Genomic DNA, 25,221 nt, shown 5'->3' on the forward strand with positions numbered 1-25,221 from the left:
TCGTTGGGGCGCAGACGTCCTGTCTGGGATTACGAGATACCGCCCCCGCGGTCTCCGGAGAGTCTTGATGAGTGAGCCGACCCCCTCGGCTGCCGAGGCGCATTCAGGTGCGTCCCACCCCAAGGCGGAAGGCTTCTGGGCGCTCGCCCTGGGCTCCGTCGGCGTCGTCTTCGGCGACATCGGAACGAGCCCCCTCTACGCCATGCGCGAGGCCCTGGCCCACTCCCGCAGCGGTGGGACCGACGAGCTGGCGGTGTTTGGCGTCGTCTCCCTGATGGCCTGGGCGCTCATCCTGATCGTCTCTGTCAAGTATGTGATCTTCCTGCTGAACGCCGACAACAAGGGAGAAGGCGGCGCCCTGGCCCTGATGGCGCTCGCGCGCCGGTCGCTCGGGCGGCGGTCTGGGGCGATCCTGTTGCTGGGCATGATCGGGGCCGCGCTGTTCTATTCGGACGGCGTGATCACCCCGGCCCTGTCGGTGCTTTCGGCTGTGGAAGGGCTGAAGGTCGCGCCTGGGGTCGGATCGGCCCTCTCCCCCTTCGTGCTGCCGATTTCAGCGGGGATCCTGATCGCCCTGTTCATGGCCCAGTCCAGGGGGACCGCGAAGATCGGCCGCTACTTCGGCCCGATCACCGCCGTATGGTTCCTGACCCTGGGCGGCCTCGGAATCTATCATATCTTTGACGACCCGCGGATTCTGATGGGGCTGTCGCCTCACTACGGTCTGCTGTTCATTCTGGACAACGGCTTCCTGGGATTTGTCATCCTGGGCAGCGTCTTCCTGGCGGTCACCGGCGCCGAGGCGCTCTATGCGGACATGGGTCACTTCGGCAAGGGCCCGATCCGCGCGGCCTGGATCGTCCTGGTGCTCCCCGCCCTGCTGCTGAACTACCTGGGGCAAGGCGCCCTGGTGCTGACCAATCCCGAGGCCCGCATCAGCCCCTTCTATGAGATGATCCCGGAAGCCATCTTCTGGCCGGTCCTCATGCTGGCTACGGCGGCCACCGTGGTGGCGAGCCAGGCGGTGATCACCGGCGCTTTTTCGGTCACCCAGCAGGCGGTGCAGCTCGGCCTGCTGCCGCGGATCGACATCCGCCGCACCTCCGAAACCCAGGCCGGCCAGATCTATGTGCCGCAGGTCAACATGCTGCTGCTGGCGGGGGTGCTGCTGACGCTCGCCCTGTTCCAGAATTCGTCCAACCTGGCCTCCGCCTACGGGATCGCGGTCTCTGGCACCATGTTCGTCAACACCCTGCTGCTGTTCGTGATCATCGGCGCGATGTGGAAGCGGCCCTGGTGGCAGGCCGCCCTGGTGGCCGGCAGCTTTGCGGCCATTGATCTGGTCTTCCTGTCGTCCAACCTGCTGAAGGTCTTCCAGGGCGGCTGGTTCCCCCTGGCCCTCAGCGGGGGCTTGGTCATCATCATGTGGACCTGGATGCGCGGCGCCCAGATCCTCACCGACAAGACCCGCCGTGACAGCATCCAGCTCACCGAGTTGAGCGAGATCCTGAAGGCCCGGGCGCCGCACCGGGCGCCGGGGACCGCCATTTTCCTGACCTCGGATCCTGACGTCGCCCCAGTGGCCCTGATGCACAATCTCAAGCACAACAAGGTGCTGCACCAGAAGAACGTCATCCTGACCGTCCGGACCGCCGAGACTCCCCGGGTCAAGGACGAGGACCGGATCAAGATCGAGCCGGTCAATGAGGACTTCAAGAAGGTCGTCGTCGCCTATGGCTTCATGGAGAGCCCCAACCTCCCCAAGGCGCTCGGCCTCTGCCGCAAGCTCGGGCTGAAGTTCGACATCATGGCCACCAGCTTCTTCCTGGGCCGCCGTTCGGTGGTGCCCTCGGCTCAGTCGGGCATGCCGCTCTGGCAGGATCGGCTGTTCATCTTCCTGATGCGCAACGCGGCCAATCCCACCGACTTCTTCAAGATCCCGCCCGGCCGGGTGGTGGAGCTGGGCACGCAGGTCACGGTCTAGGAACAGGGCTGGCCTGGACTCTGCGGGCCATACTGGGCCATGGGTCGGCGATCAGAACCGCAGGGAGAGACCGATGAACTGGCTGGGCATTGTGGGCGACGCCCTGTGGATCGTCTCCCTGTCGATCATGGCCAGCGCCTCGCACAAGGCGTGGGGGCGCGTGCCGGCCGAAACCAAGATGCCGCTGCAGTTCGCCCGGGACGGGCGGGCCATGATGCGCATTCCGCGCCATATCGCCCTACTGCTGATCCCCGGCCTGGCCTTCCTGCTCAGCCTGGTCCTGCTCTGGCAGAACCGGGAGATCCCCCCAGGCACCCCAGACGCCTTGGTGCTGTTCGGTATTCGCGCCACCCTGGCGGGCCTCTTTGCGCTCTATCATCTGCGCTGGCTCAAGGCCGCCCTGGACCAGCTGGACCAGGAAGGCGCGCTTAGGTCTTGAACGGGGCGACCGTTCGCCCTTAAAGCCGCGCCTGTTTCCTCCATCCTCCGATCCTCGAAAGACCTCGTCATGGCCGCCGACAAGCCGATTAAGAAAGTCGTCCTCGCCTATTCCGGCGGCCTGGACACCTCGATCATCCTGAAGTGGCTGCAGACCGAATACGGGGCCGAGGTGGTCACCTTCACCGCCGACCTTGGCCAGGGCGAAGAGATCGAGCCGGCGCGGGCCAAGGCCCTGGCCGCAGGGGTGAAGCCGGAAAACATCTTCATCGAGGATGTCCGGGAGGAATTTGTCCGCGACTTCGTCTTCCCGATGTTCCGCGCCAACACGGTCTATGAGGGCCAGTATCTGCTGGGGACCTCCATCGCGCGCCCCCTGATCGCCAAGCGGCAGATCGAGATTGCGCGCGCCACCGGCGCCGACGCCGTCAGCCATGGCGCCACCGGCAAGGGCAATGATCAGGTCCGCTTCGAGCTCGGCTACTATGCGCTGGAGCCCGACATCCATGTGATCGCGCCCTGGCGGGAGTGGGACTTTAAGAGCCGCGAGGCCCTGCTGGACTTCGCCGAGAAGCACCAGATCCAGATCACCAAGGACAAGCGCGGCGAGGCGCCCTTCAGCGTCGACGCCAACCTTCTGCACTCCTCCTCCGAGGGCAAGGTTCTGGAGGACCCGGCGGTGGAAGCCCCGGAATTCGTCCACATGCGCACCCTCTCGCCCGAGGATGCGCCGGACAAGCCGACGGTCATCACCATCGACTTCGAGAAGGGCGATCCCATCGCCATCGACGGCGAGGCCCTGTCGCCGGCCGCCCTGCTCACCCGCCTCAACCAGCTTGGCCACGACAACGGGATCGGCCGCCTGGACCTGGTGGAGAACCGCTTCGTCGGTATGAAATCCCGGGGTGTCTATGAGACACCCGGCGGCACAATCCTGCTGGCCGCCCACCGGGGCATCGAGTCCATCACCCTGGACCGCGGCGCGGCTCACCTGAAGGACGAGCTCATGCCCCGCTATGCGGAGCTGATCTACAACGGCTTCTGGTTCAGCCCGGAGCGCGAGATGCTGCAGGCCGCCATCGACCATTCCCAGGCCCACGTGGCCGGTCAGGTGCGGGTGAAGCTCTACAAGGGCAATGTCACCGTCATCGGCCGCTCCAGCCCCTACTCGCTCTATGACCAGGAGCTGGTCACCTTCGAAGAGGGCAAGGTGGCCTACGACCAGCGCGACGCGGCGGGCTTCATCAAGCTCAACGCCCTGCGCCTGCGTGGGACCGCCAAACGCGATCGCCGCGGGCGGTAGGTCGCGCCTGTCGGTGCTCTCAGGGCTTGAGCACCACCTTCACGCAGCCGTCCTGCTTGTCCCGGAAGGTCTTGTACATCTCCGGGCCCCGGCCGAGGGGCTCGGTATGGGTGATCAGGAAGGTGGGGTCGATCTCGCCGTCATCGAGCCGTCGTAGCAGGTCGTCGCTCCAGCGCCGGACATGGGTCTGGCCTGTGCGGAGGGTCAGGCCCTTGTTCATCATGGCGCCCAGAGGAATCATGTTGGCCAGCCCGCCATAGACGCCAGGGATCGACACCGTACCGGCCGCCTTGCAAGCCATGATCGCCTCACGTAGAGCCACCGGCCGTTCGGTCTCCAGCTTCAGGGCGGTCTGCACCCGGTCGATCATGCCGAGCAGCGGCGTCGGGCCATGGGCCTCCAGACCCACGGCGTCGATGCACTTTTCCGGCCCATGCCCGTCGGTCATGTCCTTGAGGGTCGGCAGCACCTTGTGCGCGCTGCGGTCGAGAACCTCGGCGCCCAGGCCTGAGGCCAGGGCCAGGCGCTCGGGCACGTCGTCGATGGCGATGACCCGCTTCGCGCCCTGCAGGATCGCCGATTGAATGGCGAACAGTCCCACCGGCCCACAACCCCAGACCGCCACCGTGTCGGTCGGCTGGATGTCGGCGAAGGCCGCGGCCTGCCACCCGGTCGGCAGGATGTCGCTGAGGAAGAGGTACTTCTCGTCGGCGCCGGTCTGCGGAATCTTGATCAGGGTGGTGGCGGCATAAGGGACGCGCAGATACTCCGCCTGCCCCCCGGCATAGCCGCCGGTAATGTGAGAATAGCCAAACAGCCCAGCGGTGGTGTCGCCGAAGAAGGCCTTGGCCAGGTCCGAATTCCGGTTGGTCGTCTGGCAGACGGAGAAGTTGCCCGCCTGGCACTGGTCGCAGACGCCGCAGGTCATCTGGAAGGGGACGACAACCCGGTCGCCCACCTTCAGGCCCTGGGCGCGGGCTTCGGGGCCCGCCTCCACAACTTCGCCCATGGCCTCATGGCCCATGACGTCCCCGACGCACATGGTGGGCACCAGGCCGTTCATGAGGTGCAGGTCCGACCCGCAGATGCAGGTGGAGGTCACCCGGATGATGGCGTCCTTGGGGTCTTCGATGATCGGGTCCGGCACCTCCTCGCAGCGGAGGTCCTTCTTGCCTTGCCAGCAGATGGCTTTCATGGGGCGGTCCTCCTAGGCGCAGTTGCGCTTGACGTTGGTCATGCGGGCGGCGGTGATCACGTCCAGGGCGGTGACGGCCAGCACCACACCCAGGGCCAGTCGGGCGTTGCCCCGCTTGGGATTGCTGCGGCGGTTCAGGGCGCTGAGCACGGCGATATCGAACACGTCGCCCGCCACCCGCGCCCACAGCACGCCAGCCCGGGTCGGGTCGGAGAACAGACTCATGCCGGTGGCCATCTCCCGGGCGCCGAACAGTATCTGAGTGGTCTGGGGCGAGGTGTTCAGGCCGAGGAACCGCTGGACCCCACGGGGGAAAAACAGGCCCCAGACCCCCAGGCCGATGGCGTTCTGACCCAGCATGAAGGAAATCTGCGGCGACAGGGCGGGCTTGGCCCGAACGCGGTCGGTGGCCAGGCGCATGCGGCCGCCCCCGGGCAAGGGCAGGGTGGTGCTGGGGGAGGCGTCCCAGGGCTCGCCCGCCGCCCAGCTTCGGGCGTCCTTGAGGGCGCCTACGGCCTTGCCGGCGCGGCGGCGCCAGGGGCTGTCGGTGTGGGGCGTGTGGACTGAGGACACGGGCCGGCTCCTGTATCGGTGACCCCCGATAAACTCACCTCAGGCCCGTGATCGTTCCCGGAAAACCGGCGGAATCTCGGCAGAAGGCGGCGGCTGTTGGGCCCGGACGCCGGTTCTCGCCCAGCGCCGGTTCCGGTGGCGCTTGGCCCGTGCCACTGTGGCGCCAAGGCGCGAAGCTGCGCCGTCATCAACACAGGGGGAGTTCGCCATGGGTCCGCACAGCTGGGTCGCGCTGGTCACCATCGCCGCCATACTGGTCTATTTCTGGATGGGCATCCGTGTCGCCGGCGCGCGCCGGACAAGCGGGATCGCCGCGCCGGCCATGACCGGGGATCCGGTGCTGGAGCGGCACGTGAGGGTCCAGGCCAACACCCTGGAATGGCTGCCCATCTTCCTGCCGGCCCTATGGCTGTTCGCCCTCTATTGGAACGATCTGGTCGCCGCGGGGCTGGGGGTGATCTGGATCATCGGGCGCATCCTCTACGCTCTCGGCTATGTGGCCGATCCTGGAAAGCGCGAGCTCGGCTTCGTGATTCAGGCCCTGGCCGCCGCTGTCCTGCTGTTCGGCGCGGCGGGCAGGATCATCTGGACATTGGTCGTGATCGGGGCCTGAGGCTCCGTAGTCTAGAGGAACAACACCACCGCCTGCCAGACCGCGAGCGAGGTGACCAGGACGCCGACAAACCAGGTCAGGGCCCGGATGGGCAGCACCTTGGTCATCCAGCCTGCGAACGGCGCAGCGACCACACCGCCGGCGATCAGCCCAAGGACGGACCACATGTGGTCGCGTAGCCCCTCGGTCTCCCAGTGGCCTGTCAGTAGGGCTGAAAGGAAGGCCGCCGAAACGGCGGTGGCGACGAAGAACTCCGCCGCGTTGGTGGTGCCGATCGCCTTGCGGGGGTCAGCGCCCGAGCCGAGCAGGGTGGAGGTGACCACCGGCCCCCAGCCGCCGCCGCCGACGGCGTCGAAGAAGCCGCCCAGGACCCCAAGGGGCATGGGGCTTTTCCAGGAGAAGGGCTTGGGTCGCACGCCCTTCCAGGCGCGGTAGAGGATCACCAGCCCCATGAGGCCGAGCCAGCCGACCACATAGGGCTTGATCGTGTCGCCATCGATCGAGGTCAGGAGGTAGGTGCCGACGACGCCGCCGATCACCCCACCGGCCGCCAGGAGGGCCAACAGGCGCCAGTTGATGTTCTTGTGCAGGGCGTGGGACACCGCCGACGCCGCCCCGGTGAAGACCTTGGCGGCATGCACGCTGGCTGAGGCGTTCGCCGGCGAGACACCCATGGCCAGCAGGGTGGTGGTCGAAACAACCCCGTAGGCCATGCCCAGAGCGCCATCCACCAGCTGCGCGGCGAAACCCACCGCCGCAAAAAGCATGAAGTCCGAATCCATCCCAACCCCCGGGCTTCGCAGCGCTGCGAAATACTATCCTAGTGTCTCAATAGGAATTAATTGAAATCTACAACGCCTGAATGTGCACGTCCTGAGCCAGAGGGGCGGTGTGAGTGGTTAAGGCCTCAATTTGGCTCCCGAAATGGCCGGAACCGGCCTGGGCCGCCCAAGGGGCGCGCACACGATAATGTCATCTGAAGTCTTGGACTTAGAGATGATCGGCCAAGCCGTGCGGGGCGCGGGAGTGGCCGGGCGACCAAAATTGCGCCACGGTGTTGGCCTAGTCTGCCGCAGAGCGTTCGGGGGACGTTCTTCAAGGAACGAGACGAACATGAAAAGACTATCGGGTCCCGCTGTCGCCCTCGCCCTTCTGGCCGGGCTCAGCGCCTGCGCCACGGCCACGCCCTATCAGCCCAACCTTCCAGGCCAGGCGGTGTCGGGGGGCTATTCCGAGATGCGTGTGGAGCCCGACCGCTGGCGGGTCAGCTTCGCGGGCAACAGCCTGACCGGTCGCGAGACCGTGGAAGGCTATCTGCTGTATCGGGCGGCGGAGCTGACCGTTCAGCAGGGCTATGACGGGTTCTCCATCGTGACCCGAGCGACGGACCGCGACGCCCGGACCTACGTCCAGCCCGATCCGATCTATAATCCCTGGTATGGCCCCCGGTATTCCTACTGGCGGCCCCACTGGCGCTACTATTCAGCCCATAGCTGGCGCACCTGGGATCCCTATTGGGGCGACCCCTTCTGGGCCGATCGGGTGGATGTCCGCACGGTCGAGCGGTTCGAGGCTACGGCCGAGATCGTCACCTACCGCGGCGCCAAGGCGCCGGGGGATCCCAACGCCTTCGACGCCCGCGCGGTTCTTCAGAACCTGGGTCCCAGGATCGTGCGTCCCGCGCCCTAAGTCCTGGAGCAAGAGCGCGTTTCGCTCCGATAACCGGTCTCCACTGAGCGGAACGCGCTCTAGAGGCGACGGGGCAAGGCCATAAGAAGGGGGCGGACCGCAAGGCCCGCCCCCTTTTCATGTCAGTCCTATGCCGTGTGGCTCAGGTGATGTGCTTGGGCGCGATCGGGTCGCTGGCCGGGAAGGTTTCCTCAACCGCCTCGTCCACCAGGGCCTCCTGGCGGCTCTCGGCCTTGCGGCCGTCGCGGTCGAGCTGGTCGTGCTTCTGCCCCTCCGGAAGGGGGGCGGCCGGGCGCGAACTGGGGGCGTTGGCGTCGTCGTCTTTGCGCTGCTCGGTCATGGGACCTCCGTATGGTCTGACCCGTCGATGCGACGGGAGGCTCCCAGATCAAATGCTGCTGGCGGGACGTTGGTTGCAAAAAGCGGGACGCGCGGGCGGCCCTCAGGGCTGACGCCAAGAGGGGCCGATAAAAACAAAAAAGCGGCCCACCAGGGACCGCTTCTTGTATCGCCGCACGACCCCGGAAGGGGAAATGGAGCGGGCGAAGAGATTCGAACTCTCGACCCCAACCTTGGCAAGGTTGTGCTCTACCACTGAGCTACGCCCGCGCTTTTCGATGCCGACCCAAGTGGCCGCCCCCGAAAATCGAGAGCGGGCTTATCGCAGAGGAGTTGGGCCTTGGCAAGCCGGCTAACCGCCGAATTTCGGGGCCTTTAGCCGGCGCTTGTTCACATGGTCCTTGGGCGGCTCGGCCACGGCGTCCGGGTACTCCCCGCGGAAGTAGAAACGCTGCCAGGCCTCCTTGGTGGCCTCGGGGTCGCCCCGGTAGATCTTGGCGTTGAACTCGGTGCGATGCTTCTCCCAGGCGGTGTACTGGCCCATGAGGTCGGCGTTGCGGGCCAGGGGGCGGATCACCGGCTGGAACTCCGCCAGGGGTTTGTCCTGAATCAGGGTGATGAAGCAGAACGGCTCGCCCTTGCGGAAGTGGACCTTGCCCGGTCGGGTGAAGATCCAGTTCATCGTGAAGGGGAAGGGGAGCCACTCGGTCTCCACCAATCCGGCCAGGGGCTGGACGCCGTCCTTGACGTGATTGGGGGGACCCTGGGCCATCATCGACCAACCCGGCGGCGTGCGGAACAGGTAGCCGGGGTGAAAGGTGATCACCCCGTGGCTGAAATGCGACTTGGCGAAATTGTGGAAGTCCGGGTGGGGATTGTCCGGGGTGAGGGTGATGTCCTCCTGGAACTTTCCGCCGTTCCATTCGGCGGTGAACCCCATCGGGCAGAGGATCTCCCAGCCGGTGGTGTTGGCCATGGTCAGCGGCAGGCACCGATAGGGGTGCCGGTCGGCGAAACTCTCCATCCAGGCGCGCTGCGGGCGGCCAGGCACGATCTCCGGCGGGCGATCGGCGGTGGGGTAGCACTCAAGCTCCATGGGGCGTCCAACCTTTCGACGACCGGCCGCGGGCCGGCCACCCCCTGCTCTAGCCAGCCGCCTGTAGGCTCGTCCAGTTCCACGATGGCCCTGAGGGCCCTATGAGGGGGTATGAAGACCCGCGATGACCTTCTCGCCTTCCTGAACGCCCATGGAATCGGCCACCGCACGGTCGACCATCCTGCGGTCTTCCGTGTGGGCGAGGGCGAGGAGATCAAGGCTGCCCTGCCCGGCGCCCACACCAAGAACCTGTTCCTGAAGGACGCCAAGGACCGGCTCTGGCTGATTTCAGCGGCAGACCGGACAGCGATTGACCTGAAGCGCCTGCCGCCGGTGATCGGCGCGGCCCGATTGTCCTTTGGTCGGGAGGATCTGATGGTCGAGACCCTGGGCGTCACGCCGGGATCGGTCACCGCCCTTGGCCTGATCAATGATGTGGCGCGGCGGGTGACCTTCGTCCTGGATCGCCGTCTGGTCGAGGCTGAGACGGTGAACTTTCATCCCCTGACCAATACCGCCACCACAGCATTGGATCAGGCGGGCTTCCGGTCTTTCCTCGCCGCGCTCGGGGTGGCCCCCATTGTGGTCGACTTCGAGGCCCTCAAGGTGATCGAAGCGCAAACCATCCGTTGAAGCGGGCGGGTCATGGGACCATCTTAGGCCCTACCGCGTTGCCCCAGTCAGTCCAGCCAGACGAGTTCGCCCATGACCCTCATTGGAGAGACCGCCCCGCCCGCCCCGGGCGGCGACCTGATCAAGGACGCCACCGACGCCAGCTTCATGGCCGATGTGGTGGAGGCCAGCCAGGACACGCCGGTCATTGTCGATTTCTGGGCGCCCTGGTGCGGGCCCTGCCGTCAGCTTGGCCCGGCCCTGGAGAAGGCGGTCACCGCCGCCAAGGGCAAGGTCAGGATGGTCAAGATCGATATCGACCAGAATCCGGCCTTCGCGGGTCAGTTGCGGGTGCAGTCGATCCCAGCGGTCTTCGCCTTCTTTGGCGGCCGCCCGGTGGACGGTTTCATGGGCGCCCTGCCCGACAGCCAGGTGAAGGCCTTCGTCGACAAGCTGGCGGCCATGGCCCCCCCCGACGGGGTCGACGAGATCCTGGCCACGGCCAAGGCGGCCCTGGAGGCCGGCGACATCGCCCTGGCGGCCCAGGGCTTCGCCCAGGTGCTGCAGGCCGAGCCCGACCATGTGAAGGCCCTGGGGGGCCTTGCCCGCTGCTACCTGGCGGGCGGCGAACCTGACCGGGCCCGGGAGATTCTGGAGATGGCGCCAGAGGGCGCCAAGGATCCCGACCTGGATGGGGTGCGCGCGGCCCTGAACCTGGCCGCCGAGGCGCCCTCTGACACCCAGGCGTTCGAGAGCCGGCTGGCGGCCAACCCCGATGACCATGAGGCCCGCCTGTCGCTGGCCAAGGCCCTGGCCGGCCGTGGCCGGATGGAGGCCGCCGCCGATCACCTGCTGCACATCATCGAGGCGGACCGCACCTGGAACGATGACGCGGCCCGCCGGCAGCTCCTGACGATTTTTGAAGCCGCCGGCCCCGCCTCCGAAGTCGCCCGCAGCGGCCGCCGGCGGCTGTCGGCCATCCTGTTTTCATAAGAGCCCAGAGGTGAAGCCCATGCCGGGCTACCGGCGCGCCGCCGATCTGCCGCAGATCATCCCGATTTTCCCCTTGGATGGGGCGGTCCTGCTGCCGGGTGGGGATCTGCCCCTGCAGATCTTTGAACCGCGCTACCTGAACATGATTGACGACGCCATGGCGGGGGACCGGGTCATCGGCATGATCCAGACCCGCGCGGGCGGCGAGCGTGAACGGCCCAATCTTGTCCATGTGGGCTGTCTCGGGCGCATCACCAGTTTCGCCGAGACCTCTGACGGCCGCTATCTGATCACCCTGACCGGGGTGTGCAGGTTCGTGGCGGGTGAGGAGCTGTCGGGCCGCACGCCCTATCGTCAGCTCCGGGTCAGCTTTGACGGCTTCGAGGGCGACCTGTCGCCCGAGGATGAGGATGCGCCGGACATGGACCGGGAGCGTTTCGCCCAGGCCCTGAAGCGGTATCTGAACCGCCGGGAGCTGGATGTGGACGACGAGACGGCCATGAGCGCGCCCATCGCCCCCCTGGTGACAAGCCTGGCGATGGGACTGCCCTTCGAACCCTCGGAAAAGCAGGCCCTGCTTGAGGCGCTTACCCTGGCCGAGCGGGTGCGCAGCCTCACGGCCTTGCTGGAAATCGACGCCCTGGAGGACGACGACGGCGCCCCCCATAGCGTGCAGTAGCCGGCTGGTTTAAGGACAGTCCATGACTGACGACGCCCCTGCCGAGCCCATGCTCGCCCTCACCGCCGAGATTGATCCGCGCCTGCTGGAAATCCTGGTCTGCCCCGTGACCCACGGGCCGCTGGTTTATGACCGGGAGCGGGCCGAACTGGTCAGCCGCGGCGCAAAGCTCGCCTATCCGGTCCGCGACGGGGTGCCGATCATGCTGCCCGAAGAAGCCCGCGAACTGGAAGCCTAAAGAGCTTCCCCGCGCAGGAGCCGGGGCAGGTCGCCAAAGGCGCCGCCGGCCTGCTGCATGAACATCCGCCGTGCGACCGGGATGCGGTTCACCGTCGACATGCCCGCGCCCCGGGCCAGGCGCAGGATGGGATTGTCGTTGGAGAACAGGTGCACGAAGGCGTCCATGCCGGCGCTAAGCAGGGCGGTGTCAAACCGCCGCCAGCGGCCATAGCGCTCCAACACCACCTCTGACCCCAGATCCTCCCCCAGTCGTGCGGCGTCCACCAGCACCTGGGCCAGCGCTGCGGCGCCCTTGAGGCCGAGATTCAGGCCCTGCCCCGCGATCGGATGCACCCCGTGGGCGGCGTCCCCCAGCAGGGCCAGGCGTGGGGCGCTGAACCGCTCGGCCAGTTGCAGGGACAGAGGATAGGAGAAGACGGGCCCATCCAGCCGCGCCTGGCCCAGGAACGCCCCGAACCGCCGCATCAGATGGGCGTGAAAGACCTCTGGACGGGCCGACTTCAGGGCCGCGCCCCGGGCGGTGCTCTCCGTCCAGACCAGGCTGGCGCGGTTGTCGGTCAGGGGCAGGATGGCGAAGGGCCCGCTTGGCAGGAAGTATTCGTGCGCCACCCCTTCGTGCGGGCGGTCCAGGCGCACGGTGGCGACCACGCCGGTCTGGCGATAGTCCCAGCCCAGGGCGCCGATGCCCGCGGCTTTCCGCAGAATCGAACCCCGGCCCTCCGCCCCTACCGCCAGGGGCGCGCGGAGGCTGCGTCCATCCTCAAGGGTGACGACGGCGCCGCCCTTCTCAAATACGGCGCTGGCCACCCGGGCCGGGGCCAGGACGGGGATGCCCGCGTCGATCACGGCCTGGGAAAGCACCGCCCGGATCTGGCGGTTCTCCAGCAGATAACCGAGGGGCTCGCCGTCGGATCGGTCGGCGATCTCGGCGGAGTCAAAGCGCAGATGGAAGGGCAGGGCGGCCGGCGTCGCCGCTCCGGGGGCCCGGCCGTCCGTGACCAGGATCTGCTCGATTCGCTGGGCATGGGGCGCCAGGGCGTCCGCCAGACCTAAGGCGCGCCACTGCCGGAATGCGGCGTAGGCGATCGCTGAGGCCCGTCCGTCGAAGGTGGGGGCCAGCTGGGTTTCGAAGGGAGCGGGGTCGATGAGCAGGGGCTTCAGCCCCCCCTGCGCCAGGGCCAGGGCCAGGGTCGCCCCCGCCATGCCGGCGCCGGCGATGATCACGTCGGGATCGGTGATGTCCATGCCGCGATATGGGGGTCTGGGCGCCCGCTCGTCCAGTCCATCGACACCGGAAACGAACGGTGAGCCGTTGCCTCAGGCCTCGGCGTCGTCGGGGATGCCCATGATGTGAAAGCCGGCGTCCACATGCACCACCTCGCCTGTGGTGGAGCGACCCAGGTCCGACATCAGCCAAAGGGCCGCGCCGGCGACGCCTTCCATGGAGGTGTCGGCCTTCATGGCTGACATGGCCCGGCCCTGGGCCAGCATGCCCCGGCCGCCGGAGATGCCCGCCAGGGACAGGGTGCGCATGGCGCCGGCGGAGATGGCGTTGACGCGGATGCCCTTGGGGCCAAGGTCGCGGGCGGCGTAGCGGGTGGCGGCCTCAAGACCGGCCTTGGCCACGCCCATGGTGTTGTAGTTGGGGATGGCCCGCTCTGCGCCCAGATAGGTCATGCAGACGATGGAGCCGCCATTCGGCATCAGGGCCGAAGCGCGCCGGGCGCAGTCGACGAACGAAAAGACCGAGATGTCCATGGCCCGCAGGAAGCCCTCGCGGGTGGTGTTCTCGACGAACGAGCCCTTGAGCTCGTCCTTGTTGGCGAAGGCGATGGAGTGGACGAAGAAGTCGATCTCGCCGAGGGAATCCGCCACCACCTTGAAGGCCGCGTCCATGGCGCCGTCGTCGGTGACGTCCACCGGGGCGATGGTCTTGACGCCGAGCTGGTCGGCCAAGGGCTGGACCCTGCGCTCCATGCCCGGCAGGTGAAGGAAGGCCATCTCGGCGCCCTGGGCGGCCAGCTGCGAGGCGATGCCAAAGGCGATGGACTGGTGGTTGGCGACGCCGGTCACCACCCCCTTCTTGCCCTTCATCAGCTCGCCCTTGGGCATGTCGTAGTCGTCAGCCATGGCTTCCTCGCCGTTCTGTCGAATCGTAGATTTGGCCGGACCTAGTCCGCCCGGGCCATCACCAGGCAGCCATTGGTGCCGCCAAAGCCGAAGCTGTTGGACATCACCGTCTCGAACGCCCCGTCCCGGCGATCCATCAGGATCGGCATGTCGGCGAAGGCCGGGTCGAGGTTTTCGATATGGGCGCTCTTGGCCATGAAGTCGTTGTTCAGCATCAGCAGCGAATAGATCGCCTCCTGTGCGCCAGCTGCGCCCAGGCTGTGGCCGGTCAGGGATTTGGTCGACGAGATGAACGGCGCAGCCTTGCCGAACACGTCGCGCACCGCCTGCATCTCCTTGGTGTCGCCCACCGGCGTCGAGGTGCCGTGCGGGTTCAGATAGTCGATCTTCCGCCCGCCCAGGCCCTCCATGGCCAGGTTCATGCAGCGTACAGCGCCTTCGCCCGACGGGGCGACCATGTCGAAGCCGTCGGAATTGGCGGCGTAGCCGATGATTTCGCCATAGATTTTCGCGCCGCGCGCCTTGGCCCGCTCCCATTCCTCCAGCACCACGACGCCGGCGCCGCCGGCGATGACGAAGCCGTCGCGGGCCTCGTCATAGGCCCGGCTGGCGGTGGATGGGCGGTCGTTGAAGTTGGAGCTCATGGCGCCCATGGCGTCGAACAGGACCGAAAGACTCCAGTCCAGCTCCTCGGTGCCGCCGGCGAACATCACGTCCTGCTTGCCGAGCTGGATCTGCTCATAGGCCGAGCCGATGCAGTGGGTGGAGGTGGCGCAGGCCGAGGAGATCGAGAAGTTCAGGCCGCGAATCTTGAACCAGGTGGCCAGGGTCGCCGAGGCGCCTGAGCTCATGGCCTTGGGCACGGCGAACGGACCGATGCGCTTGGGGCCGCGGGTGCGCGCGGTCTCGGCGGCTTCGATGATGACCTTGGTGGAGGGGCCGCCAGATCCGACGATCAGTCCCGTCTTTTCGTGGCTGACCTCGTCGGGGCTGAGGCCCGAATCGGCGATGGCCTGCTCCATGGCGATGTGGCCATAGGCGGTGCCGGGCGCCAGAAACCGCGCGGCGCGCCGGTCGACCAGGGATTCCCAGTCGATGGCGGGGTCGCCGTGAACCTGGCTGCGGAAGCCGAGCTCGGCATATTCCGGCGCCGCCGTAATGCCTGAGCGGGCCTCGCGCAGGGAGGCGAGAACCTCCTCGGCGGTCTTGCCGATCGACGAAACGATACCGATACCGGTGATGGCGACGCGGCGCATATTCGCTCCCGTTTCCTGGCGCTTCAGCGCTGATAAAGCCCGACGCGAAGGTCGCTGGCGGTGTAGATCACGTTGCCGTCGGCTTCGAGCACGGCGTCGCCAATGCCCATGACCAGCCGGCGGTTGATGACCCGCTTCATCTCGACCTTGTAGGTCACGGTCTTGATGTTGGGCGTGACTTCACCGGCGAACTTGACCTCGTTGCAGCCGAGCGCGCGGCCGCGCCCCTTGCCGCCGATCCAGCCGAGATAGAAGCCGACCAGCTGCCACATGGCGTCGAGGCCCAGGCTGCCGGGCATGACGGGGTCATTGATGAAGTGGCAGTCGAAGAACCAGAGGCTGGGATTGATGTCGAATTCGGCCTCGATATAGCCCTTGCCGTGGGCGCCGCCGTCGCTGTTGATCGTGGTGATGCGATCAAACAGCAGCATGGGCGGGGCCGGCAGCTGGGCGTTGCCGGGGCCGAACATCTCGCCGCGGGCGCAGGCCAGCAGGTCTTCCAGTTCGTAGCGGCTCTTGGGCTCGTGAGTGGTCATGCGCCGCCTTTTCAGTCCGGGCGATAACAAAAGTAGGGTGAGGGCCTAGCACGAGGCCAAGGCGCGGCTCAACGACATTGGATGGGGGCGGCGGCGCCCCAGACCTCGTTTTGCGGGGTCCACCCGCGGACGCCTTCGAGGCTCAGGCGGCACCAACCCTTGTCGCACTTGTCCAACGCCGCAATGGATCGGGGGTTCACATAGGCGGTAATCTCGGCCTCGGGCCTCGGTCGACGACGCAGGGCCACGGGCGCCGTCCCCAGGGACATCACGGTGCGATTTCCATCGATGACCCGACGATGCACCCAGGCCAGGCCGCCCTCGGGATCGCAGATTCGCCGCCATTCCCGGGTTTCGGCGACAATCTGCACCGGCAGGCCGCGGACACGATAGACCCAGAGGACCTGGTGGTCGTCGCCTGGACCCGCCCGGGCGTTGACCTTGTCGAACTTCAGCGACAGGTAGCGGGGCACCGGAAAGCCCGACGGCGTGTCCTCCGCCTCCCGGGCGAAGGCGGGGTCTGCGAGCGCCAGCGCCGTCAGCGCCAGTCCGACAAGCGCCCATCGCCGAGGCGTCAGGCCCGGAGATCGCGACGCGATTGAAGGCTCGCCTTGGCCCTGCAAGGTCCCTTTGCTACAGGTTGCAGCTCGCGCGCCCACGGCGCCCCGCCGCAAGGTTCCCGTCTCAGACTCGGTCATGGTCGCCCGTAAGCCCAAAGTCATCGTCACCCGCAAGCTCCCCGACCAGGTGGAGACCCGGATGAGAGAATTGTTCGACGCCGAGCTCAACCTTTCGGATGAGCCGATGAGTCGTGACGCCCTGCTGGACGCGGTCAAACGCGCCGATGTGCTGGCGCCCACCATCACCGATCGAATCGATGCTGATCTCATCGCCCAGGCTGGGCCGCAGCTCAAGCTGATCGCCTCATTCGGGGCCGGCGTCGACCACATCGACGTGGCCGCCGCCTCGGCGCGAAACATCAGCGTGACCAATACCCCAGGGGTGCTGACCGAAGACACCGCCGATATGACGCTGGCCCTGATCATGGTCGTCGCCCGGCGGATCGTCGAGGGCGCCAATGTGGTGCAGTCGGGGGGCTTCACCGGCTGGTCCCCCACCTGGATGCTGGGCCGCCGGGTCACCGGCAAGCGTCTGGGCATTGTCGGCATGGGCCGCATCGGCCAGGCCGTGGCGCGGCGGGCCAAGGCGTTTGGCCTGCAGATCCATTATCACAACCGCAAACCGGTCAGCCCTCGCCTCGAGGAAGAGCTGGGCGCCACCTACTGGGACAGCCTCGACCAGATGATGGCCCGGATGGACCTCATCTCCATCCACTGCCCGCATACGCCGGCCACCTTCCACCTGCTGTCAGCGCGGAGACTGAAGCTGCTGCAGCCCCACGCCATCCTGATCAACACCGCCCGGGGCGAGATCGTCGATGAGGACGCCCTGATCGACATCCTGGCCAAGGGCGATATCGCCGGCGCCGGCCTCGACGTGTTCGAGCACGAGCCGGCTGTGAACCCCAAGCTGCTCAAGCTGCCCAATGTGGTCCTCCTGCCGCATATGAGTTCGGCGACCGTGGAGAGCCGGGTGGACATGGGCGAGAAGGTGATCATCAACATCCGCACCTGGATGGACGGCCACCGCCCCCCCGACCGGGTCATCCCGGCGATGCTGTAGGGCCTCAGCCGGCTTCCGCCTCTTTGATGACCTCGGCCACGCTCCGTGTCCCGTCCCAGAGGCCGGCGCGCCAGCCGCAGGCCTTGGCGGCGTCCACATTGCGCGGCGAATCATCGATCAGCAGAAGCTCGTGCGGCGCATGGCCGGTACGCGCCGCCACCGCCTCGAAGAAGGCTGGATCTGGCTTCCCGCAGCCATAGTCGGCCGCATAGTGGATCGCCGCGAAGCGGTCCTTCAGGCCCAGCGCGTTCCAGATATAGGCCGCCCGCAGGTGTTCCTGCACGGTGGCCAGGTGCAGGCCGTATTGGCCGCCCAGGGCGTTCAGCTGATCCAGGAACCCCTGGTCCAGGTGCGCGTCCTTGGAAAACCAGTAGGCGGTCAGCGCCTCGGGCGTCAGGTGGGGCGCGAAGTCCGGCAGGGCCAGGGCCAGCCGCTCGTGCAGGCCCGCCCGCCCGGCCATCACATCGGGCCAGTGGATGGCGAAGAAGGCGCTTTGAAATCTCGCAGGATCGACGCCCAGATCGGCCTCGATGTCATGGTCCCAGCGCAAACCTTCCGGATGGCGGATCACCACCCCGTCCACATCAATCATCAAGGTGCGAACGGTCATGGGGAGGGCTCCTGTGTCCGGGCGTCTTCCTACCCGAGCACCTGTGACGAGGTGGCGACAGCCTAGGAAAGTTGCCCCTTGAGCCGGTAGAGGGCGTCCATGGCTTCCCGCGGGCTCATGCCGTCCAGGTCGAGGTCGCGCAGGGCCGCCTCCACCGCGCTCGGCCCATGGGTCTCCGGCTCGGCGACGCCCAGGGCGAACAACGGCAGGTCTTCCAGATGAGCCGGCGCGCCGGCTTCGCGCTCCAGGCGCTCCAGCACCTGGCGGGCGCGGGCGACCACGGGCGCGGGCACGCCCGCCAGCTTGGCCACCTGGACGCCATAGGAGCGGTCGGCGGGACCGGGGCCGGCCTCGTGCAGGAAAATAAGGTCGCCCTTCCATTCCTTGGCCCGCATGGAGAGGTTGGCGACGTGGGCCAGCCGGTCCTCGAGCACCGCCAGCTCGTGGTAGTGGGTGGCGAACAGGGCGCGGCAGCGGTTGGTCTCGTGCAGCGCCTCGGCGCAGGCCCAGGCGATGGCCAGGCCGTCATAGGTCGCAGTCCCCCGGCCGATCTCGTCGAGGATGACGAAGGACCTGGGCGTGGCCTGGGTGAGAATGGCGGCGGTCTCGACCATCTCGGCCATGAAGGTCGAGCGGCCCCGCGCCAGATCATCACCCGCCCCCACCCGACTGAACAGGCGGTCCACCACGCCGAGCCGCAGGGCCTGGGCCGGCACGAAGGATCCGGCCTGCGCCAGCACGCAGAGCAGCGCGTTCTGACGCAGGAAGGTGGACTTGCCGGCCATGTTCGGTCCGGTGACGATGGAGAGCCTGGCGGCCCCTGCGCCGGCCCCATCCAGGCGGCAATCATTGGGGGTGAAGGGCTCGCCGGTTCGCCGAACGGCGGCCTCGACCACCGGATGACGCGCCGCTGTGGCCTCGAAGGCGCAGGAGCGATCCACGACCGGCCGCGTCGCGCCGGCCTCATCGGCCCATTCGGCGAGGCCTGAGGCCACGTCCAGGCTGGCGGCGGCGAAGGCGGCGGCCTGAATGGCCTGGGCCTGCCGGCAGGCGGCCTCGCGCCAGGCCTCGAAGGTGGCGACCTCCATGGCCAGCGTCCGCTCGGCGGCCTGGGCGATCCTGGCGTCCAGCTCGGCCAGTTCGACGGTGGTGAAGCGGACCTGGTTGGCCAGGGTCTGGCGGTGGATGAAGGTGGCGTTCAGGGGCGCCTTCATCAGGGGCTCGGCGGCCTTGGCGCTGGCCTCGACGAAATAGCCGAGGACGGCGTTGTGGCGGATCTTCAGGGCGACGCCGCTTTCGCGGGCCAGCTGGGCTTCAAGCCCGGCGATCACCTTGCGGCTGTCATCGCGCAGGGCGCGGGCCTGGTCGAGCTCCGGGCGGACGCCGGCCGCCACGTAACCCCCATCCCTGGCCTGGGCCGGCAGGTCGTCGCCAAGACCCGCGGCCAGCATGTCGCGCAGCTCTGACAGTCCGGGCTGGACGGCGAGGTCCAGGGCGGCCAGCGCACTCGCCGTCTCCGGAGGCGGGGCGGGGTCCAGGGGCTCAGGGGCGGCGAACAGGCCGGTGATGGCGCCGCCGGCGGCCAGGCCATCGCGCAGGCAGCCCAGGTCTCGCGGCCCGCCGCGCCCCAGGGCCAGCCGCGACAGGGCGCGGGCCATATCGCCCATGGACTTCAGGCGCGCGCGCACATCCTGGCGAAGGGGGCGGCGCGCACAGAAGAAGGCCACCGCATCCAGGCGGGCGTCGATGGCCGCCGGCTCCACCAGGGGCCTGGCCAGACGGGTGGCGAGCAGCCGGGCGCCGGGCGCTGTGACGGTCCGGTCGATGGCGGCGAGCAGGCTGCCCTCGCGGCCGCCGGAAAGGCTGCGTTCGATCTCCAGGCTGGTGCGGGTGGCCGGGTCGATGGCCATGACCTCGCTCTCGCCCAGCCGACGGGGCGCCGACAGGGCCGGCAGGCGTCCGGCCTGGGTGGTCTCCAGGTGGGCGGCGATGAGGCCCAGCGCGGAAATCTCCGCGCCGCTGAGCGCGCCAAAGCCGTCCAGGGTGTCGACGCCGTAGAGCCGCTTGAGCCGCGCCTCCGAGGCCGAGGGTTCAGCGAGGGCCTGCGGCATGGGCTGGACGAAGCCGCCGACGCTGCGCAAGGCCTCGGCCGCGGCTGAGTCGGCGAACAGACGGTCAGGAACCAGGATCTCCGAGGGCGCGAGGGCTGCGAGCGCCGAGGCCAGGCCCGCCGCGTCCAGGGCCAGGCATTCGACCTCGCCCGTCGATAGCTCCACTGAGGCGATGGCCGCCTGGCCGGCGCGGATCGCCACGGCGGCCAGGCGATTGGCCCCCCGGGCGTCCAGCAGGCCGTCCTCGGTCAGGGTGCCCGGCGTCACCACCCGCACGATCTCCCGCCGGACGATGGATTTCGAGCCGCGCTTCCTGGCCTCCGCAGGGTCCTCCATCTGGTCGCAGACGGCGACCTTGAAGCCCGCGCGGATCAGCTTTGCCAGATAGGCCTCGGCCGCATGGGCCGGCACCCCCGCCATCGGAATGGGCTGGCCCCCATGATTGCCCCGGGCGGTCAGGCTGATGCCGAGTGCGGCGGCCGCCCTCTGAGCGTCCTCGAAGAACAGCTCGTAGAAGTCACCCATGCGAAAGAAGATCAGGGCGTCAGGCTGGGCGGCCTTGGCCTCGAAGAACTGGGCCATCACCGGCGTGGCGCCGGCCGCATCCGGCAGGGTGGGGGAGGGGGCGTTCATGAGGCCGCCAAGCTAGCGGGCCGGGGGGATTCGGTCATCCCTTCGCAGCGCCCGGAGGCCTTCGAGGCCTCAAGGGCGCCCCTCCATTCCCCTCTCGCCAAGTGATCGGCGATCACCTAACTTGATGACCAACAGGGATCGTAGATCGCCAGGCGCAGATACTGGCGACAGGGAACGACAAGAGAAGAGGGTATTCCATGACCAGCGTGGATGTGGCGCGCAAGGCGCCGGCGACGTCGGAGGTTCAGCATTTCGACGTGCTGGTGGTGGGGGCGGGGATTTCCGGGGTCGGCGCGGCCTGGCACCTGACGCACCAGTCGCCGGGCTCGAGCTTCGTGGTCCTGGAATCCAAGGAAACCTTCGGCGGCACCTGGGTGACCCACCGCTATCCGGGCGTGCGGTCCGACAGCGACCTCTACACCTTCGGCTACCGCTTCAAGCCCTGGCGCGGCGCGCCGATCGCCACCTCTCAGGAAATCCTGACCTATATGGGCGAGGTGATCGAAGAGAACGATCTGGCCCGCCATATCCGCTATGGCCACAAGATCACCAACGCCGCCTGGTCCAGCGAGAAAAAGCTCTGGACCGTGGATGCGGTGAAGTCCGCCACCGGCGAGGCCGTGAGTTTCACCTGCGGCTTCCTTTGGATGTGCCAGGGCTACTACCACCACGACCGGGGCTATACGCCGGAGTGGCCGGGCATGGCCGACTTCAAGGGCCCCATCATCCACCCGCAGACCTGGCCGGACGACCTGGACTATGCGGGCAAGAAGGTGGTGGTGATCGGCTCGGGCGCGACGGCCGCGACCCTGGTGCCGGCGCTGGCCGAAAAGGCCGGGCATGTGACCATGCTGCAGCGCTCACCGACCTATTTCGCCACTGGGCGCAACGCCAACGAACTGGCCGACACCCTGCGCGAGCTGGAGGTGCCCGAGGAGTGGACCCATGAGATCGTCCGCCGCCGCATTCTCAAGGACCAGGGCATGTTCGCCCACATGGCCAGGGAATATCCCGACGCGGTGAAGGATGAGATCCTCAAAAACGTCGCCGCCGTCCTTCCCGAGGGCTACGACATGAAGCACTTCACCCCCAGCTACCGCCCCTGGCAGCAGCGCCTGGCCTTTGTGCCGGACGCCGACCTGTTCAAGGGCATCTCCTCGGGCAAGGCCTCGGTGGTCACTGACCAGATCGAGCGGTTCGTTGAAGGCGGCATTCTGCTGAAATCCGGCGACCTGCTGGAGGCAGACATTATCATCACCGCCACGGGCTTCCGCCTGTCGGTCATGGGGGACATCCCCTTCCAGGTGGACGGCGAGCCGGTCAATTTTGGCGACACCCTGACCTATCGCGGCATGATGTTCACCGGCGTGCCCAATCTCGTCTGGGTGTTCGGCTACTTCCGCGCCAGCTGGACCCTGCGGGTGGACCTGATGGGGGACTTCGTGGCCCGGCTGATCGGTCATATGAAGACCAAGGGCGTCAAGAAGGTGATGGTCGATGCGGGCGAGGCCGCCGCGACCATGACCCGGGGGCCCTGGATCGAACCCGACAACTTCAATCCGGGCTATCTCATGCGCGACATGGACAAGATGCCCAAGTGCGGCGACGGCGCTGAATGGCGTCACACCCAGGACTACTGGGCTGAGCGGGCTGAGATCCCGACCATTGATCTGGACGGCCCGGTCTTCCGCTATGACGACCAGCCGGCCGCGGCGGCCCGGGCGGTGGAGGCCGCGGAGTAAGGGGCGGCCGCCGGCCAGCCTCAGCCGCCGGTCATTTCTTCCCAGAAGCGCTTGGCCTTGCCGACGAAGGACGAGGACTTGGGGTGGGTCTGTTCGCCGCTGAGTTCGGCGAACTCGGCCATCAGCTCCTTCTGGCGGGGACTGAGGCGGGTCGGGGTTTCGACAAAGATCTCCACCACGAGGTCGCCCCGCTCGCGGGAGCGCAGGGAGGGCATGCCGCGGCCCTTCAGGCGTAGGGTCTTGCCGGTCTGGGCCCCTTCGGGGACATCCACCGGGATCTTGCAATTGCCGTCGCAGTTCTCGCCGCCCATCAGGCAGGGGGCGTCGATCTCGCCCCCCAGCACCGCCACGGCCATAGGCACGGGCACGGTGCAGAGCAGGTCGAGGCCATCGCGCTCGAACAGTTCGTGCGGGGTCACCGACAGGAAGATGTAGAGGTCGCCTCGCGGTCCGCCCCGGCCGCCGGCGTCGCCTTCACCAGCCAGACGGATGCGGGCGCCGTCATCCACGCCCGCGGGGATGCGAACCTGCAGGGTGCGCTCCTTGCGAACCTGGCCGTGGCCATGACAGGTGGCGCAGGGATCGAGGATCAGCCGGCCCGTGCCGCCACAGCGGGGACAGGTGCGCTCCACCGAAAAGAAGCCCTGGCTGGCCCGCACGCGGCCCGCGCCGCCGCAGCCGCCGCAGACCGTCGGGCTGGTGCCAGGCTTGGCGCCTGAACCGTCACAGGCCTCGCAGGTGATGGCGGCCGGCACCACAATCTCCACCTCGGCGCCGGCGAAGGCCTGCTCCAGGGTGATCTCGAGGTCGTAGCGCAGGTCCTGGCCCCGCGCCGGTCCGCTGCGACGGCCACGACCGCCCTGGGCGAACATGTCGCCAAAGACGTCGCCGAACACCTCGTTGAAGATGTCGTGCACGTCGGTGAAGCCCGCCCCGCCGGGGCCGCCCCCACCGCCTGCGCCATTGACGCCGGCGTGACCGAACCGGTCATAGGCCGCGCGCTTCTGGGCGTCGGAGAGGATCGAATAGGCCTCGTTGATCTCCTTGAAGCGGGTGGCGGAGTCTTCGCAACCGCCATTGCGGTCGGGATGGTGCTCCATCGCCAGCTTGCGATAGGCGGCCTTGAGCACGGCGTCATCGCTGCCGCGGCTCACGCCCAGGATCTCGTAATAGTCCCGCATGCGCGTCAGGTGTCTGAATGATTGTGGAGATTTAGGTGGGCACGCCCCCGGTCCGCCGCAAGATGCGAACTGGACCGGGGGCGCTCATCGCCGTCGCCGCCGGGGCGCTCGCCCGGCCCCGCCCTAAGGCGAAGGGGGAGACGCCGCGCCGCGGGGCTCATGCTCACGCCGACTTCTTGTCGTCGCCGTCGACTTCTTCGAACTCGGCGTCGACCACGTCGTCGCCGCCGGCCTCGGGCTGAGCCTCGCCCGAAGCGCCCTGCTGGGCCGCATACATGGCCTCGCCAAGCTTCATGGAGGCCTGGATCAAGGTCTGGGTCTTGGTCGAGATGGCCTCGGCGTCATCCCCTTCCAGGGCCGACTTTAGGTCCGCAAGAGCAGTCTCGATGGCGGTCTTGTCGTCGCCGGAGACCTTGTCGCCGTGCTCGGCCATGGCTTTCTCAGTGGAATGAACCACCGCCTCGCCCTGGTTCTTGGCCTCGACGACGGCCTTGCGCTTCTCGTCCTCGGCCCGGTTGGACTCGGCTTCCTTGACCATGGCCTCGATGTCGGCGTCCGACAGGCCGCCATTGGCCTGGATGCGGATCGACTGCTCCTTGGCGGTCGCCTTGTCGCGGGCTTGGACGTTGACGATGCCGTTGGCGTCGATGTCGAAAGTGACCTCGACCTGCGGGATGCCCCGGGGCGCCGGCGGAATGCCGACCAGGTCGAACTGACCCAGCAGCTTGTTGTCCGTCGCCATCGGGCGCTCGCCCTGGAAGACCCGGATGGTCACCGCCGACTGGTTGTCGTCGGCCGTGGAGAAGGTCTGCGAGCGCTTGGTCGGGATGGTGGTGTTGCGCTCGATGAGCGGGGTGAACACCCCGCCCAGGGTCTCGATGCCCAGTGTCAGGGGGGTGACGTCCAGCAGCAGCACGTCCTTGACGTCGCCCTGCAGGACACCGGCCTGGACCGCGGCGCCCAGGGCCACGACCTCGTCGGGGTTCACGCCCTTGTGGGGCTCACGGCCGAAGAACTCCTTCACCGCTTCGACGACCTTGGGCATGCGGGTCATGCCGCCGACCAGGATCACCTCGTCGATGTCGGACTTCTTGAGGCCGGCATCCTTCAGCGCCTGATCGCAGGGGCCGATGGTGCGCATCACCAGGTCTTCCACCAGGGCTTCGAGCTTGGAGCGCGAGAGCTTGATGTTCAGGTGAAGCGGACCGGCTGCGTTCATCGAGATGAAGGGCAGGTTGACCTCGTACTGGGCGGTCGAGGACAGCTCCTTCTTGGCCTTCTCGGCCTCTTCCTTCAGGCGCTGCAGGGCCAGCTTGTCGTTGCGCAGGTCGGTGGCGGTCTCCTTCTTGAACTCGTCGGCCAGGAAGTCGACGATCCGCAGGTCGAAGTCCTCACCGCCGAGGAAGGTGTCGCCGTTGGTCGCCTTCACCTCGAACACGCCGTCGCCGATCTCGAGGATCGAGACGTCGAAGGTGCCGCCGCCCAGGTCGTAGACCGCGATCTTCTTGCCGTCGTTCTTGTCCAGGCCGTAGGCCAGGGCCGCGGCGGTCGGCTCGTTGATGATGCGCAGGACTTCCAGGCCGGC

At 67.6% G+C, this 25,221-nt stretch carries 25 protein-coding genes and 1 tRNA gene; 11 read left to right on the forward strand and 15 right to left on the reverse strand.

Annotation, left to right across the window (positions count from 1 at the left end):
• Positions 1 to 67: 67 nt before the first annotated feature.
• The 3 genes from Q8K84_RS01700 (at position 68) to Q8K84_RS01710 (ending at position 3,725) form a co-directional block, all read left to right on the forward strand.
• Positions 68 to 1,984, forward strand: a complete 1,917-nt coding sequence (locus Q8K84_RS01700; RefSeq protein WP_305279985.1) for a potassium transporter Kup — start codon at positions 68 to 70, stop codon at positions 1,982 to 1,984.
• A 73-nt stretch (positions 1,985 to 2,057) separates the two neighbouring features.
• Positions 2,058 to 2,423, forward strand: a complete 366-nt coding sequence (locus Q8K84_RS01705; RefSeq protein WP_305279986.1) for a hypothetical protein — start codon at positions 2,058 to 2,060, stop codon at positions 2,421 to 2,423.
• 69 nt (positions 2,424 to 2,492) lie between these two features.
• Entirely contained in the window at positions 2,493 to 3,725 is a 1,233-nt protein-coding gene (locus tag Q8K84_RS01710; protein ID WP_305279987.1) for an argininosuccinate synthase, read from the forward strand.
• 19 nt (positions 3,726 to 3,744) lie between these two features.
• On the opposite strand, the gene Q8K84_RS01715 is transcribed toward Q8K84_RS01710, so the two are convergent.
• The gene (locus Q8K84_RS01715) at positions 3,745 to 4,920 is read right to left on the reverse strand and encodes a zinc-dependent alcohol dehydrogenase (RefSeq protein WP_305279989.1); all 1,176 of its coding nucleotides are present in this window, start codon (positions 4,918 to 4,920) and stop codon (positions 3,745 to 3,747) included.
• A 12-nt stretch (positions 4,921 to 4,932) separates the two neighbouring features.
• A complete protein-coding gene (locus Q8K84_RS01720) occupies positions 4,933 to 5,493 on the reverse strand; it encodes a hypothetical protein (RefSeq protein WP_305279990.1) in 561 nt (186 codons plus the stop codon).
• A 208-nt stretch (positions 5,494 to 5,701) separates the two neighbouring features.
• Here Q8K84_RS01720 and Q8K84_RS01725 point away from each other — a divergent pair, with 208 nt between their 5' ends.
• On the forward strand, positions 5,702 to 6,106 hold the full coding sequence (locus tag Q8K84_RS01725) for an MAPEG family protein (protein WP_305279991.1): 405 nt from the start codon (positions 5,702 to 5,704) through the stop codon (positions 6,104 to 6,106).
• Positions 6,107 to 6,117: 11 nt separating this feature from the next.
• Here Q8K84_RS01725 and Q8K84_RS01730 read toward each other — a convergent pair whose 3' ends face one another.
• Positions 6,118 to 6,888 carry a sulfite exporter TauE/SafE family protein gene (locus tag Q8K84_RS01730; RefSeq protein ID WP_305279992.1) on the reverse strand — a complete coding sequence of 257 codons (771 nt, stop codon included), beginning with the start codon at positions 6,886 to 6,888 and terminating at the stop codon, positions 6,118 to 6,120.
• Positions 6,889 to 7,219: 331 nt separating this feature from the next.
• On the opposite strand from Q8K84_RS01730, the gene Q8K84_RS01735 reads away from it, so the two are divergent.
• Positions 7,220 to 7,795: a hypothetical protein gene (locus tag Q8K84_RS01735; protein WP_305279993.1), complete on the forward strand. Its 576-nt coding sequence runs from the start codon at positions 7,220 to 7,222 to the stop codon at positions 7,793 to 7,795.
• A gap of 142 nt (positions 7,796 to 7,937) precedes the next feature.
• Here the strand turns inward: Q8K84_RS01735 and Q8K84_RS01740 are convergent, their stop codons facing one another.
• The 3 genes from Q8K84_RS01740 to Q8K84_RS01750 all read right to left on the reverse strand — a co-directional run bounded on the left by Q8K84_RS01740 (position 7,938) and on the right by Q8K84_RS01750 (position 9,230).
• Entirely contained in the window at positions 7,938 to 8,135 is a 198-nt protein-coding gene (locus tag Q8K84_RS01740) for a hypothetical protein (RefSeq protein ID WP_305279994.1), read from the reverse strand.
• A gap of 194 nt (positions 8,136 to 8,329) precedes the next feature.
• Positions 8,330 to 8,404: transfer RNA gene (locus Q8K84_RS01745), tRNA-Gly, on the reverse strand.
• 82 nt (positions 8,405 to 8,486) lie between these two features.
• Positions 8,487 to 9,230: a DUF6065 family protein gene (locus Q8K84_RS01750; protein ID WP_305279995.1), complete on the reverse strand. Its 744-nt coding sequence runs from the start codon at positions 9,228 to 9,230 to the stop codon at positions 8,487 to 8,489.
• A gap of 111 nt (positions 9,231 to 9,341) precedes the next feature.
• On the opposite strand from Q8K84_RS01750, the gene Q8K84_RS01755 reads away from it, so the two are divergent.
• From Q8K84_RS01755 to Q8K84_RS01770, 4 genes are all read left to right on the forward strand, one after another.
• Positions 9,342 to 9,863: a prolyl-tRNA synthetase associated domain-containing protein gene (locus Q8K84_RS01755; protein ID WP_305279997.1), complete on the forward strand. Its 522-nt coding sequence runs from the start codon at positions 9,342 to 9,344 to the stop codon at positions 9,861 to 9,863.
• Positions 9,864 to 9,935: 72 nt separating this feature from the next.
• Complete coding sequence (locus Q8K84_RS01760) at positions 9,936 to 10,835, forward strand: co-chaperone YbbN (protein WP_305279999.1); 900 nt, start codon at positions 9,936 to 9,938, stop codon at positions 10,833 to 10,835.
• 19 nt (positions 10,836 to 10,854) lie between these two features.
• Positions 10,855 to 11,514 (forward strand): LON peptidase substrate-binding domain-containing protein, encoded by a 660-nt coding sequence (locus Q8K84_RS01765; RefSeq protein ID WP_305280040.1) that lies wholly within the window; start codon positions 10,855 to 10,857, stop codon positions 11,512 to 11,514.
• Between the two features lie 49 nt (positions 11,515 to 11,563).
• Positions 11,564 to 11,752, forward strand: coding sequence for a Trm112 family protein (locus Q8K84_RS01770; RefSeq protein WP_370867814.1), 189 nt, complete (start codon positions 11,564 to 11,566; stop codon positions 11,750 to 11,752).
• On the opposite strand, the gene Q8K84_RS01775 is transcribed toward Q8K84_RS01770, so the two are convergent.
• The 5 genes from Q8K84_RS01775 to Q8K84_RS01795 all read right to left on the reverse strand — a co-directional run bounded on the left by Q8K84_RS01775 (position 11,749) and on the right by Q8K84_RS01795 (position 16,299).
• A complete protein-coding gene (locus Q8K84_RS01775; protein WP_305280002.1) occupies positions 11,749 to 12,999 on the reverse strand; it encodes a UbiH/UbiF/VisC/COQ6 family ubiquinone biosynthesis hydroxylase in 1,251 nt (416 codons plus the stop codon). The two genes, Q8K84_RS01770 and Q8K84_RS01775, sit on opposite strands and share 4 nt — an antisense overlap.
• A gap of 72 nt (positions 13,000 to 13,071) precedes the next feature.
• A complete protein-coding gene (locus Q8K84_RS01780) occupies positions 13,072 to 13,884 on the reverse strand; it encodes an enoyl-ACP reductase (RefSeq protein WP_305280003.1) in 813 nt (270 codons plus the stop codon).
• A gap of 41 nt (positions 13,885 to 13,925) precedes the next feature.
• Positions 13,926 to 15,140 carry a beta-ketoacyl-ACP synthase I gene (gene fabB, locus Q8K84_RS01785; RefSeq protein ID WP_305280005.1) on the reverse strand — a complete coding sequence of 405 codons (1,215 nt, stop codon included), beginning with the start codon at positions 15,138 to 15,140 and terminating at the stop codon, positions 13,926 to 13,928.
• A 23-nt stretch (positions 15,141 to 15,163) separates the two neighbouring features.
• Positions 15,164 to 15,676 (reverse strand): 3-hydroxyacyl-[acyl-carrier-protein] dehydratase FabA, encoded by a 513-nt coding sequence (fabA, locus tag Q8K84_RS01790; RefSeq protein ID WP_305280006.1) that lies wholly within the window; start codon positions 15,674 to 15,676, stop codon positions 15,164 to 15,166.
• A gap of 68 nt (positions 15,677 to 15,744) precedes the next feature.
• Entirely contained in the window at positions 15,745 to 16,299 is a 555-nt protein-coding gene (locus Q8K84_RS01795; protein ID WP_305280007.1) for an SH3 domain-containing protein, read from the reverse strand.
• 73 nt (positions 16,300 to 16,372) lie between these two features.
• On the opposite strand from Q8K84_RS01795, the gene Q8K84_RS01800 reads away from it, so the two are divergent.
• A complete protein-coding gene (locus Q8K84_RS01800; protein WP_305280008.1) occupies positions 16,373 to 17,359 on the forward strand; it encodes a D-glycerate dehydrogenase in 987 nt (328 codons plus the stop codon).
• A gap of 4 nt (positions 17,360 to 17,363) precedes the next feature.
• Here Q8K84_RS01800 and Q8K84_RS01805 read toward each other — a convergent pair whose 3' ends face one another.
• Both Q8K84_RS01805 and mutS read right to left on the reverse strand, forming a co-directional pair.
• Complete coding sequence (locus tag Q8K84_RS01805) at positions 17,364 to 17,969, reverse strand: HAD family hydrolase (RefSeq protein ID WP_305280009.1); 606 nt, start codon at positions 17,967 to 17,969, stop codon at positions 17,364 to 17,366.
• A 62-nt stretch (positions 17,970 to 18,031) separates the two neighbouring features.
• Positions 18,032 to 20,713: a DNA mismatch repair protein MutS gene (gene mutS, locus Q8K84_RS01810; protein ID WP_305280010.1), complete on the reverse strand. Its 2,682-nt coding sequence runs from the start codon at positions 20,711 to 20,713 to the stop codon at positions 18,032 to 18,034.
• Positions 20,714 to 20,910: 197 nt separating this feature from the next.
• Between mutS and Q8K84_RS01815 the strand changes: the two genes are divergently transcribed.
• A complete protein-coding gene (locus Q8K84_RS01815; RefSeq protein WP_305280011.1) occupies positions 20,911 to 22,455 on the forward strand; it encodes an NAD(P)/FAD-dependent oxidoreductase in 1,545 nt (514 codons plus the stop codon).
• 20 nt (positions 22,456 to 22,475) lie between these two features.
• Here Q8K84_RS01815 and dnaJ read toward each other — a convergent pair whose 3' ends face one another.
• Together dnaJ and dnaK are read right to left on the reverse strand one after the other, a co-directional pair.
• Positions 22,476 to 23,636 carry a molecular chaperone DnaJ gene (gene dnaJ, locus Q8K84_RS01820; RefSeq protein ID WP_305280012.1) on the reverse strand — a complete coding sequence of 387 codons (1,161 nt, stop codon included), beginning with the start codon at positions 23,634 to 23,636 and terminating at the stop codon, positions 22,476 to 22,478.
• A 163-nt stretch (positions 23,637 to 23,799) separates the two neighbouring features.
• A partial coding sequence (dnaK, locus tag Q8K84_RS01825; RefSeq protein ID WP_305280014.1) for a molecular chaperone DnaK occupies positions 23,800 to 25,221 on the reverse strand: 1,422 nt, incomplete at its 5' end.

Origin of the sequence: Phenylobacterium sp. (assembly GCF_030679875.1) — a bacterium.
GTDB lineage: Bacteria > Pseudomonadota > Alphaproteobacteria > Caulobacterales > Caulobacteraceae > Phenylobacterium.

Excerpts from the sequence above, each read along its gene's own strand:
- Q8K84_RS01700 (WP_305279985.1), top strand. The coding sequence starts at position 68 with ATGAGTGAGCCGACCCCCTCGGCTGCCGAGGCGCATTCAGGTGCGTCC.
- Q8K84_RS01705 (WP_305279986.1), top strand. The coding sequence starts at position 2,058 with ATGAACTGGCTGGGCATTGTGGGCGACGCCCTGTGGATCGTCTCCCTG.
- Q8K84_RS01710 (WP_305279987.1), top strand. The coding sequence starts at position 2,493 with ATGGCCGCCGACAAGCCGATTAAGAAAGTCGTCCTCGCCTATTCCGGC.
- Q8K84_RS01715 (WP_305279989.1), bottom strand. The coding sequence starts at position 4,920 with ATGAAAGCCATCTGCTGGCAAGGCAAGAAGGACCTCCGCTGCGAGGAG.
- Q8K84_RS01725 (WP_305279991.1), top strand. The coding sequence starts at position 5,702 with ATGGGTCCGCACAGCTGGGTCGCGCTGGTCACCATCGCCGCCATACTG.
- Q8K84_RS01730 (WP_305279992.1), bottom strand. The coding sequence starts at position 6,888 with ATGGATTCGGACTTCATGCTTTTTGCGGCGGTGGGTTTCGCCGCGCAG.
- Q8K84_RS01735 (WP_305279993.1), top strand. The coding sequence starts at position 7,220 with ATGAAAAGACTATCGGGTCCCGCTGTCGCCCTCGCCCTTCTGGCCGGG.
- Q8K84_RS01740 (WP_305279994.1), bottom strand. The coding sequence starts at position 8,135 with ATGACCGAGCAGCGCAAAGACGACGACGCCAACGCCCCCAGTTCGCGC.
- Q8K84_RS01750 (WP_305279995.1), bottom strand. The coding sequence starts at position 9,230 with ATGGAGCTTGAGTGCTACCCCACCGCCGATCGCCCGCCGGAGATCGTG.
- Q8K84_RS01755 (WP_305279997.1), top strand. The coding sequence starts at position 9,342 with ATGAAGACCCGCGATGACCTTCTCGCCTTCCTGAACGCCCATGGAATC.
- Q8K84_RS01760 (WP_305279999.1), top strand. The coding sequence starts at position 9,936 with ATGACCCTCATTGGAGAGACCGCCCCGCCCGCCCCGGGCGGCGACCTG.
- Q8K84_RS01765 (WP_305280040.1), top strand. The coding sequence starts at position 10,855 with ATGCCGGGCTACCGGCGCGCCGCCGATCTGCCGCAGATCATCCCGATT.
- Q8K84_RS01770 (WP_370867814.1), top strand. The coding sequence starts at position 11,564 with ATGCTCGCCCTCACCGCCGAGATTGATCCGCGCCTGCTGGAAATCCTG.
- Q8K84_RS01775 (WP_305280002.1), bottom strand. The coding sequence starts at position 12,999 with ATGGACATCACCGATCCCGACGTGATCATCGCCGGCGCCGGCATGGCG.
- Q8K84_RS01780 (WP_305280003.1), bottom strand. The coding sequence starts at position 13,884 with ATGGCTGACGACTACGACATGCCCAAGGGCGAGCTGATGAAGGGCAAG.
- fabB (WP_305280005.1), bottom strand. The coding sequence starts at position 15,140 with ATGCGCCGCGTCGCCATCACCGGTATCGGTATCGTTTCGTCGATCGGC.
- fabA (WP_305280006.1), bottom strand. The coding sequence starts at position 15,676 with ATGACCACTCACGAGCCCAAGAGCCGCTACGAACTGGAAGACCTGCTG.
- Q8K84_RS01800 (WP_305280008.1), top strand. The coding sequence starts at position 16,373 with ATGGTCGCCCGTAAGCCCAAAGTCATCGTCACCCGCAAGCTCCCCGAC.
- Q8K84_RS01805 (WP_305280009.1), bottom strand. The coding sequence starts at position 17,969 with ATGACCGTTCGCACCTTGATGATTGATGTGGACGGGGTGGTGATCCGC.
- mutS (WP_305280010.1), bottom strand. The coding sequence starts at position 20,713 with ATGAACGCCCCCTCCCCCACCCTGCCGGATGCGGCCGGCGCCACGCCG.
- Q8K84_RS01815 (WP_305280011.1), top strand. The coding sequence starts at position 20,911 with ATGACCAGCGTGGATGTGGCGCGCAAGGCGCCGGCGACGTCGGAGGTT.
- dnaJ (WP_305280012.1), bottom strand. The coding sequence starts at position 23,636 with ATGCGGGACTATTACGAGATCCTGGGCGTGAGCCGCGGCAGCGATGAC.